Source organism: Fluviicola taffensis DSM 16823 (genome assembly GCF_000194605.1).
GTDB classification, from domain to species: Bacteria; Bacteroidota; Bacteroidia; order Flavobacteriales_D; family Crocinitomicaceae; genus Fluviicola; species Fluviicola taffensis.
This window is the reverse complement of the sequence record NC_015321.1, coordinates 3,554,906-3,566,505: the sequence shown is the minus strand read 5'-3', so window position 1 is coordinate 3,566,505 and position 11,600 is coordinate 3,554,906. Positions and strand designations below refer to the sequence as shown.

The following is an 11,600-nucleotide window of genomic DNA, read 5'->3' as shown; positions in this document are numbered from 1 at the left end:
CTTTTATGAAACACTCAATATTCTTGATACTCTTTTCTACTCTATTCGCTTGTAATCAGAAAACTACCAATGGAAAAACACTTGTGGTTGATGTACGCACTGAAAGTATTTGGAGACAAGGACATGCTTGCATAGGTGTAAATATTCCCCTACCCGAACTGGAAAAACACAAATCTGAATTATTAAAATACGATACCGTTATTTTCATATGTGAAACCGGAAAAAGCGCACAACAAGCAACTTCTTATATGAATGCTGAAAAGGAACACACTACGATCTTTAAAAACGGAATCTCCTGGGTAAATTACCAATGCCCGTGAGAATTCAAACTAATCGAAAATGGATAATTGAAAAGATCTTAGCTGATCTCCTTATCAATTTTCAATTATTGGTTAATTACCTTAAACGAAGTTCTTCTGTTCTTTTGATGTAAAACCTCGCGTTCAGCTTTCACTTTAAAAGTATCGATATACGCTTCGGTCAACAATACGGGTTTTCCTTCCGCATCCAAAACAGGTTTTTTATCGGGACCATACAATTGATTTGGTTGGGTTTCTCCATAACCTTTTGCTATCAAGCGTTCAGGTGTAATTCCTTTTGAAACCAAGTAATCAACACACGATTTCGCCCTTCTTTGTGATAAATCCAAATTGTAAATATCTTTACCACGGGCATCTGTATGAGAATTAATCTCTACAACAATGTTGTTATTCAATTCCAAGAATTCCAATAATTTATCCAATACTGCTTCTGAAGCTGGTCTTAATTTATCTGAGTTAAAATCGTATTCAATTCCTTCAATTTCAATTTCATCTTGTGGAATCGGTCTCAAGTAAAAATCTCTAGTAATACTTGTCGTCTGTGTAATTGAATTCGTATTGACACTCGTTGCATCTGCGAAATAATTAATTTTTTGACCTTTGATAAAAAGTTCTACTCCATAAGTCAATTCTTTCTCATAAAATCCATTAGAATCAGTTACAATGGTATACGATGGAAAAGCACCGCGAATATCTTTGAAGCTTAGCTTCACATTTGGAAGAATCTCTTCTGTTTCCTTGTTGTATGAATAACCGCTTAAGTAAATATGAATTGGCTCATTCACCACTTCATAGATGTCGTAACAACTTCCTCCTTTACAAGGTTCTCTATCACTGGAGAAAAATCCTTTTGACAAGCGCGAATCCCACATCATATAGGCATCATCTCTATTCGAATTGATGGGCATTCCTAAATTCATCGGAACACTAAAAGCACTAGTTTCTCTGTCGTACAAAGCTTTAAAGATATCCAATCCTCCCATACTCCCATGTCCATTAGATGAAAAGAAAAGTGTGGAAGAAACTTCGTGAAAGAAAGGTGTTACTTCATCTTGGTCTGAATTAATCAAGGCACCTAAATTTTCAGCTTGACCGATTGTATTTCCAGCAGAATCAATGGCAATTTTCCAAATATCCATTCCTCCCAAGCCTCCTGGGCGATTCGAAGAAAAATACAACGTTCTTCCATCCATAGAAACGTAAGGTTGAATACTTCGATATCCAGGATAATTAACCACAGAATCTAATTTATAAGCTTCGAAGAATTTCATATTTACCATGCGGGCCAAATAAATATTTTGTTCTTTTCGCTTCTCCTCACTCCATCGTGTATAAAAAATCACGTTATTATTATTGAAAGATGCAGCTCCATCATTTTGAGCACTATTCAATGGGCGACCAAAGTTTGTTGGTGCCGACCATGTGCTATCTTCATTCAAAGAAACCCAATACAAATCACATAAATACTCAGATTGCTGCTTTTCGTTTAGAATTACACCGCCTTCTCTTGCTGATGTAAACAATAACTTTTGATCTTTATCAAAATACATCGTAGCAAAACTTGCAGTTCCCTTATTAAAAACGCTTGTATCTGCTAAGCGAACACTGATTTCTCTAGTTTTTCCAATTTCTTCTTTCGCTAAATAACACCCAGTCATAGCTACTTGAGCGGCGTGTAATAATTCATCATCAGCTCCAGAAGAACGAATATAATCCTCAAATTGAGTGATAGCCTCATCATACTTATTATTATTCATATAGCTCTGAGCTAAATAATAGCTATCATCAGGATATGCTTTCTCCGCAACTGTGTTTTTTAAATGTTTTTCGGCATTCGGATAATCATGCAGTCGATAATAACACCAAGCTACATGATGGTGTAAATATTGCTCCATAGTAACCCGAAGAGTACTATCTACAACAACTTTCGTTTTTGAAAGCTTTTGATTGGTCGTTTGAGTTTCATATGGATAAATCATCGTTGCCAAAGCAACAGAATCCGATAATGCCAACTTATATTGTTCAACAGCATTTGCATAATCCAATTTATTGAAATACTCATTGCCTTTGTATATATATATTCTTTTTGATTGTGCAAGTGACATCGAAGATATCACTAAAAACAACAAACAAGCGATTTTAGATTTCATGTTTGGAATGTGAGTTATAATCGTGGACAGACTTTGTAATCAATTGGTTTTTTCTTCTTGTGAACATACGTAAATGAAAGTTCAAATCCACCTTTACTTTTTGAAGTTGCTGTCAAAGAAGAAATATTGAAGTCATAAGCTAATTTAACAATGAATTGATCTTTTCGAACTCCAAGTGTTGCAATCATAGCATCTTTAGCTCTAACAATAACACCCGCTAAAACATATGCGCCACTACCTTTTAAGAAATATCCAGCTTCAATAGCATACGTTTGTTCATGAAACTTCTTTTGATTCATAATTAACACCTTTGGAATCACATAAAACAATTCTGTAATGTTAATTCGAGTTCCAATGTGTGTATACATTCGCAATGGAAGCTTCGATTCTCTTCCAAAGAAAGACTCATTGGGTTGCGTTAAATTGAAAACGGAAACTCCAATAAACGGATTTAATCGCGATTGAGCTTTTGAATAATAGTATAAAGCGCTCGCATTCAACATGGGAATGAACTTCGACTGTGCTCCAAAATTTTCATTCGATACAATTGTTTGATCAAATTGACCTCCATTATTCAACGTATATTGATTATTGAATGACAACAACTGATACTCCAATGATTTTTGAGTCACTCCGCCCTGAAGTCCAAAGTTTAAAATATGCGTTTTATTCTTGTTCAAAGGAATATAATAAGCGGCTGACAATAAACCTTGTAATACATTGAAATTTCCTGCACCAGCTCTGAAATTATTAATCTGAACTCCAAATCCCCATTTTTTTATAGGCATATCAAAGCTAATCAATGCCGATGTATACGGTTTGAAATTAACCGATTTCCACTGAGTACGGTATTGACCATGAACGCGGAAATCACCATCTACAACTCCTGTCAATGCAGGGTTTAAAAACAAAGGAGCTGCATCATACATAGATAAATGCGCATCCTGACTATAAGACAAACCACTCAAGAAAATGGCAAACAAACAAATTCTAATTTTCATGGCTTATCGAATTAAAGTTACGTCACCTGATTCTTTGACAATAAAATCACTTCCCATATCAACAACAAATGTCCAAGTATAAACACCAAGCGGGGCAGGTTCCCCTTTATAGGTACCGTCCCATCCTATTGAAGAATCATTGGACTCGAAAATCAATTGTCCCCAATTATTATACACTTTAAAATCAACGTTTCTAAATGGTCCACCCCGAATAATAAACACATCATTTTCCCCGTCTCCATTTGGAGTAAATCCAGAAGGAACGACTGGCAAAAGAGCAACAGAAATATCCTTAGATATCGTATCCATACAACCAATATCATCTGTAATTGTTAATGTTACAGTGTATACTCCACCGGCATTGTAACTGTGATTCGTGATTTGGATATTATCCCCTTGTCCATCACCAAAATTCCATTGCCAAGAAATAATATTACCTGCAGTTACGTCTGTATAAGTAATATTTTGATTCACCAATGCTGGATTAGGAGTTGCAGTAAACGATGCATTTGGAATAGCATGAACTACAATTTGTTGTATGACTGAATTCGTACATCCAAAGTTAGAAACAGCCGTCAATGTTACATTGTAAGTCCCACTTGTTGGAAAAACGAAAGATGGATTTGATTGCGAACTTGTACCAATTCCATTAAAATCATACAAATAAGAAACAATTGATCCTGAAGGAATGAAAGAAGTATTTGTAAAATTAGTTGGATAAGCTTCACAAGCAATGGAAGCATTGAATGAAGGCAAAGGCAATGGATAAACAGTAACCGGTTTTACAACAGTATCTGTACAACCATTAGACGAAGTAACTATCATCATCACATTGAAATTACCAGGTGTTGTATAAGCATGTTGTGGATTTTGGGCTATTGAATTTGTATTATCACCAAAAGCCCAACTCCAAGTAGATAAACTACCCGTATTTGCCACTGAAGCATCGACAAAATTCATGTTACTAGCTTGACAAACATTTGCATATGTAAAATCCGCAGTTGGTATTCTGTTAAACGTAATCACAATAGTATCTCTATCTGGAGGACATCCAAAATTAGAAGTTGAAGTTAAAATCAAACTAATTGGTCCACCAGACACATCACCTATAGAAGGATCATATACCCCGTTTAAAAAATTGGGACCAGGAAGAAAAGTTCCTGTTCCTAAAGTTGACCACGTTCCTGTTGTATCAGCTCCTGTAATTTGTCCATTTAATTGAACCAAAGCATTTTGACAGTAAGCCTGGTCAGTTCCTGCATTTACTTGAGGAGGAGAAACAAAAATCACTCGTATCGAGTCATTGGCTATTGGACAAATTCCTGTTGTAGATAAAACGACATCAATAAATCCATTGGTTACATCAACAGGTGAGATTGAGTAAATGGTAGATAAATTAGATGGATTCGCTATTGTTCCAAATCCGGAGGTTGTCCATTGTGTTGAGAACCCACTAGTAACTGTTCCTGTTAAATTCAAAGTTCCATTATTGGAACAAATAGAATCCGTTGTTGTATTAGTTACAACAGGGAAGTTTATAATTTGAATTTCTAAACTATCAAATACAGCAGCACAATTTCCATTGTTATCAGAAACTAAATAGAGCATCACCAATCCATTCGAGATATCACTAGTAGCTAATACGTAACTTCCATTCAGGGTTGTTTGAGAAGGAGAAAAGCCTCCAGTTCCACTCGATGTCCAAGTTCCACTTCCTGTTGAAATAACTGCGTTCAATGCAACATCCGTAGTATTTGAACAAACCAGTTGATCTGGTCCCGCATCAATTGTTGGCGCATCTGTAAAGAAAATAACAACCGTATCTTGTTTATTTGGACAAGAGAAAAAACTTCCTGCAGTGGTATAGAAAAGAACCACACTATCAGCTGCTAAATCAGCTGGTGATGGTGTGTATGTTGTAGTAGGTGATCCGATATTCCCAAATGCTCCGCCATCCCCGCCACTCCAAGTAGCTGCTGCGGAATAAGAAAATGCTCCTGTAATTGGAACTGCTCCAACATTGTTTTTACAATAGGAATCATCTGTTCCTGCATTTGCTTCTGGTGATTGAATGAAGTTTACAATCATGGTATCTCTTACCGGGTCACAATTCCCTGTAGAAGCTAATACAAAAGTCAAAGTTCCTTGCGTGTAATCTGAGGTAGAAGGAACATATGAAGTTGTTAAATCCGTAGCATTTACAAAGGAACCTGCTCCATTGATTACCGTCCATTCACCTGTTGTAGATCCACCCTCAACTGAACCATTTAATAATACAGAAGGATCTCCATTACAAAGCGTTGTATCATTTCCTGCTTTCGTATAAACCTTTCTGTTGAAGGCTGACATATAATGGTAATAACATCCAGTTCCTGCTCCCCCATTAATTACTCCCATTCCGAAGAAATCACTCGAATTGGTTAACAAATTAGAAGTTCCAACAGGAATACTTCCAACTGGAAAATCAATTTGAGCGCCACTCCAAAAACCTGCTGTTCCAGGAACAGGTAGAAAAGCCGATCCAGGAACAAGTGTATTACTTCCATTTAACAAGAAGTTATTGATCGCTGATGTTGGACAAAGGATATTTAGAATAAATGTTTGTGCATTCGTACGTGTAAAACTCACTTGACTTGAACCAGCACAGTTGATTGGTGGAAGTAATGCTTCACCTACTTCACAACCAAAACCACTAGCTTGAAGTACATATACGTTCTTATCTGCATCAACATAAGCAAGTCCCTCTGTGGCAGTTAATACATATTTCCAAGTATCTCCTTGATTTAATAGCTGTGAAAAGGTTCCCAAAGTAGTCGTAACAGTTACGGAAGTAAAGTTTTGCGTTGCAACTATAAAGATTCCTTCCTGAGAGTTTGCAAACATGTTTCCTCTGTTTACAATGTAGTTTGTACCAACTACATCAACAGGAACAATTTGATCTCCCATTAAATCCCGGCAACCACCTCCAGAATTCGTAACAGAATCATCAGAAACAGTTACTGCAATTGGTTTGTCTGCAACAACAATAGTTCCTCCTAAATTATTTCCTGGAGTATTTGTAGCTTGTGAGGTGTTTTCAACCGTATAAACTTGACCTCTATTGAGTACAATTGAATAGGTAACCCCAGCAGGATGGCCAACTACAGTAGCTTTAGGTGTAATCCAAACAGTTGTATTATCTTCCGTTGCAACAATACAAATCATTGACTTCGGTTGAATTGGCGCATAACTTCCATTCGCCCAAGTAGTCTGAAAAGGACAAACAAATTCTGTTCCTACTGCATTTTGACCTTTCAGGGAATAGGTTTCTGGATTATTACCGGTTGTTACAACTTCATAGACAATAGTCACCAATGTATCCGCTTCAATCTTGATTCCATAATTGAGTACATTATCCGCAGGTTTTGACTCCAAAGTGTTGACTATCGAAGTTAAAAAGTGTGAGTTTAATGAGTTAGCGGGTACAACAAAAGTTGAATCATAAGTACCTGCAGGTTGGTAAACCCTTACTGTTGTTGGCGCATTGAATGTTGAAATTCTCAACACTATTGGCGTATTCCCAGAGTGACTTGGTGTAACCCATGGGGCTGCGAACCAAAAAACCGAATCGATTTGACCTTTACTTTCGAATGATCCGATCGTAAAAATCAAAACTAGCAGTCCTATTATTTGACGTAATTTCATAAGCTCTAAATTCATCCTACTATTTATTCTTGTCGATTTCCTTTTGGATATCCTCAAGAATACTATTATTCAATTTATCATCTTCTTCTTCCAATGATGGTCTGTTCTTCGTTATTATGAAAGAAATTCCAATTTCATGAGAACCTGCACTGTATTTTCTCAATTTCGTATAACTGTAGTCATAACCATAAGTAATACTCAACCGGTTCTTGATTCTAATTCCAAGAAAAATTCCTGCGGCATCATTTGTTCTAAAATTCAATCCTCCAAAAAATTTGTCTTTATAGGATAATTGAGCGAGAATTGAAAATTGAGCAGGAACAGGCTTCGTATAACGGAATAAAATACCTGGTCTAAATTCCCAATGTTTTTTAAATACAAACTTGTAAGAAGACATTAAGGTATAATGAAACTGTAAATTTTGATTGTATGTTGGCATATTAAATCCTTTGCCTATCAAATGATCAATTGTTCCACTAACCTCTAATTTATCGCTGTAAAGTCTAAAACCTGCATTTACATCGAATGCATTTCCCGAATAACTATTTCCAGTTAATATTGGATCACCTGCATCAGCGATAACTGCATCATATAAACGAACTCTGTACTGAACGAAACCAGGGCGAACACCTAATCCGATTTTCCATTTTTTGTTCATTTTAATTTGATAGGCATAATTCAAATAAATTCCTGTTTTACCTAACAAACCTATCTGTTCGGTTAACACTTGAACGGCATACCCATGTTTCGCTTTGTTTTTATACGAGCCTTGAAAATTCAAATAGAAATTTTTGGGGGCATTCTTAAATCCAACCCATTGATTTCTATTGAAAAAACTCACTTCATGATAATTTGTACTTCCAGCATAAGCAGGAGAGTAATGCAAGGGATTTGCAAATACATTTGTAAAAAGACTTTGCTGTTGTCCGTATGAAACAAGGCCAAAAGCAGCAAATAAGCAAGTTATAAGTAGTTTCTTACACATATTAATCTCGTTTTCTTAAGACCATTAATACTCCTTTGTAGATGTCTGGACTTGCATCTGCATTCAATTGAATCACATACATGTAATTTCCATCAGGAACAGGTTCGCCCTTATAAGTTCCATCCCAAGGATTTTCATATCCATCTGAAGTAAAAACTGTCTGTCCCCATTCATTGTAAATTTCGATGTGTGCGTTAGAATAGCCATATTTCAAGAATTCCAGCTTCCATACATCATTCGAACTATCTCCATTTGGTGAAATAATAGTAGGAATCAAAGTGCTTATTTCATTCGTTACGGTATTTATTGCAATAAATTGAATCGCACTATCCATACACCCTAAAGCGTTTGTTATTTGCAGAACAACATAGTAATTACCATTTGCATAATAAATATGACTTGGATTCACCGAACTTGAAGTAGATCCATCACCAAAATTCCAAGAATAATTTAACGCATAATCTGATGTGTCAATAAAATTATAAGGCGCTCCAATGTTGGCTCCTCCAGTTGAATTAAAATAGAAACCAGCATCTGGAAGAGGATCAATTACTACAGGAATAATAATTGTATCTGAACAACCACTAGCTGTAGAAATGATATGAGTTACGGTATATGTTCCACCACTTGTAAACTGTTGGCTCACATTTGCTAATGCCGCAGAACCTTGTCCTCCGAAATCATAAAACCAAAAATTAATAACATCTGAACTTGTTGATTCATCCACAAAACTAACTGTGACTTGATTATTTGGACAAGAACTAGTCGTTGAAAAATTGGCTACTGGCTTATCAAAAACAGCCACATTAATGAGTGTCGTATCCTTACATCCGTTTGAATTCGTCACAATGAGTTCAACTGGGTAAGAACCAGCTGTAGCAAATAAATGAGTCGGATTTTGATTCGTAGAAGTTTGGCCTGTTCCAAATAACCATGACCAAGATGTAATCACTCCAGAGCCTGGTAATGAAAAATCTGTAAATACATTTTGAATTCCTTCACAAACACTTGTTCCACTAAAATTCGCAAATGGGGGAGAAACAAAATTTATTTGAATCGCATCATTAACAACCGTACAAGTACCATTATTCGTTGAGGTCAATGTCAAAACAACACTTCCGTTTGACACCTCCGTTGGTGTTGGTTGATAGGTTGCATTTAAAGCAGTAGCTGAAGGACTAAATGTTCCACCACCACCACTCCATGTTCCACCAAAAATTCCTCCTGGAACAACCGCATTTAATTGAACCAATGTACTATTGGCACATTTCAATTGATTTGGCCCTGCATCTACCTTTGGAGCATCTTGAATTGAAACATAAATAGTATCTTGTTCTGGAAGACAATTTCCATTGGATGTCGATTCTAAATACAGCCATACAAACCCAGCAGCAGTATCAGCTACACTTGGTACGTAAGAACAATTCAAGGAACTATTATTTGGAGTAAATACACCTGTACCACTTGATAACCATTTACCGGTAGTTGTAGGTCCAGAAACAGTTCCAGATAAAACAACTGTTGAATTATTCGCACAAACAACCAACGTATCTGGTCCAGCCTGCACAACAGCAGCAGGAGTAAACACCAAACTCATCGTATCTGTTACCGTGGCGCATGAAATTGAATTTGTAGAAGTTAACACAAATTGCAGAGTCCCTAGTGAAAGATCTGCTGCCGAAGGAATATATTCTGCGTTCAGTGTATTTGCATTTGGCTGAAAAGTTCCTGTTCCAACGGTTGACCATACTCCCGAAATAGCTCCTCCACTAATGATTCCATTCAACTGAACAAGTGCATTGTTCACGCATATAGATTGATCTGCATTTGCATTCACTATTGGAGCTGGAGTAACTTCCAAAAACATGGTATCTCTCGCTATGGGACAAAAACCAGTTGTCGATAAAATAATACGAATTGGACTTATTAAAGTGTCTAATGGACTTGGAACGTAAATGTTGGGAACAGAATTGAGACCGTTTTGAAAAGAACCATATCCATTACTTGACCATGATCCCGAAATCGCACCTCCACCTACACTCCCGTATAAAGTATAACTTACATTTGCGCAAACCGTATCATTAGCTCCAGCTTGAGAATATGCAGTAGCAAAGAAATCTGTATTGTAAGCATAAGTAGCTCCCGAATTAGCTCCACCACCAGTAATTGTGGCCATGGTGAAGATATCAGACAAATTCACAATCATGTTATGACTATTGATAGGAATTGTGGCTGTATTGAAGAAAATTCGAGCTGCCTTATATTGTCCCATTGTTCCAGGTACATCTGTAAACATTCCTGGAGTAATCAAACCTGACGAACCATTCAAGAAAAAGTTACCTTCAAAGCCTGTTCGAGTAACTAAAACAACACCTAAGCTATCTGCACTCGATCTTGAAAAGGCCATATTGTTATTTCCTTTACAATTGATACTCGGAACAACTGCAGCACTCAATTCACAACCAAAACCAGAAACATGGTAGACATAAATTGGCTTACTTGATTTGATATAAAGCAATTCATCAACCATTGGTATCTCCAGTGTTTCACTTGAATTGATTAAAGTAGATGTAGTTGCTGCTCCAGTAACCTCAACAGTAGAACCATTTTGAGTTGCCAATACATAAATCCGATCGTTTGTTGATGTTCCTTTATAAATGGCATAATCCGTACCGATTGATGGAGTTGCAATCAATTGATCTCCTATCATATCCGAGCAAGTAGATTCAACCAACTGACCGTCAAAAAGTGTCAATGCAATGGGTTTATTGGATGAAACGATAGATCCTGCTAAAGAAGTAAGCGCAGAAACATCCATATCACGAGCACTATAGGTTTGACCAGCATTCAAAACAACTGAAAAAGTGGAATTGGCTGTATGCCCTGTAATTGCTGTTCTTGGCGTTATTAAAACTGTGGTATTGTTTTGAATTGCAACAATTTCAATCCCAGAATAAGTAGCAGGAGCTGTTACTGAGTTATTCCAATGCTTTTGAAAAGGCGTATAGAAATTTGTTCCTAAGGCCTTAGATCCTTTTAAACTAAATTGTTCCTTGTTATTTGGAGCATTGATTTCATAAACAGCATTGATTAAACCTGTCGAAGTGATCTTCAATCCATTATTTGACACCACATTTCCTGCTGGACTTTCAATCTGAGCAAAAAACATACTCAAATTAATGCTATCACTTGAGTAAGTGGACATTGTCAACACCAATGGAACGAATGCACCGTTTGCTGGTTGTGAGACCGTAATTATTGCTGGTTGTGCGTAAGTTTGAAAACGCAACATAATTGGAGATTGCCCTACACCCGCTGAAACATCAGGAGCAGCAAACCAAAAAACAGTATCTCTTTGAGCATAAGAACTAACAGCAGTAGTAAGACATAAAGCAAGTAGAGAAAGTTGTAGAAATCTGAACATAATATAAGCACCTCTGTTTAGAAGGCACAAAGATAA

6 protein-coding genes are annotated in these 11,600 nt (G+C 36.6%); 1 reads left to right on the top strand and 5 read right to left on the bottom strand.

Annotation, left to right across the window (positions count from 1 at the left end; all coding sequences use genetic code 11):
- The first annotated feature begins 5 nt into the window (after nt 1-5).
- Complete coding sequence (locus FLUTA_RS15535) at nt 6-320, top strand: rhodanese-like domain-containing protein (protein ID WP_013687850.1); 315 nt, start codon at nt 6-8, stop codon at nt 318-320.
- Between the two features lie 65 nt (nt 321-385).
- On the opposite strand, the gene FLUTA_RS15530 is transcribed toward FLUTA_RS15535, so the two are convergent.
- The 5 genes from FLUTA_RS15530 to FLUTA_RS15510 are packed head-to-tail and all read right to left on the bottom strand — an operon-like array spanning nt 386 to nt 11,564.
- The gene (locus FLUTA_RS15530; RefSeq protein WP_013687849.1) at nt 386-2,470 is read right to left on the bottom strand and encodes an OmpA family protein; all 2,085 of its coding nucleotides are present in this window, start codon (nt 2,468-2,470) and stop codon (nt 386-388) included.
- Between the two features lie 14 nt (nt 2,471-2,484).
- Nucleotides 2,485-3,471, bottom strand: coding sequence for a PorP/SprF family type IX secretion system membrane protein (locus FLUTA_RS15525; RefSeq protein ID WP_013687848.1), 987 nt, complete (start codon nt 3,469-3,471; stop codon nt 2,485-2,487).
- A 3-nt stretch (nt 3,472-3,474) separates the two neighbouring features.
- The gene (locus FLUTA_RS15520; protein ID WP_169312096.1) at nt 3,475-7,155 is read right to left on the bottom strand and encodes a PKD domain-containing protein; all 3,681 of its coding nucleotides are present in this window, start codon (nt 7,153-7,155) and stop codon (nt 3,475-3,477) included.
- A 19-nt stretch (nt 7,156-7,174) separates the two neighbouring features.
- On the bottom strand, nt 7,175-8,140 hold the full coding sequence (locus tag FLUTA_RS15515) for a PorP/SprF family type IX secretion system membrane protein (RefSeq protein WP_013687846.1): 966 nt from the start codon (nt 8,138-8,140) through the stop codon (nt 7,175-7,177).
- A gap of 1 nt (nt 8,141) precedes the next feature.
- Complete coding sequence (locus FLUTA_RS15510) at nt 8,142-11,564, bottom strand: T9SS C-terminal target domain-containing protein (RefSeq protein WP_043023874.1); 3,423 nt, start codon at nt 11,562-11,564, stop codon at nt 8,142-8,144.
- Nucleotides 11,565-11,600: the final 36 nt, after the last annotated feature.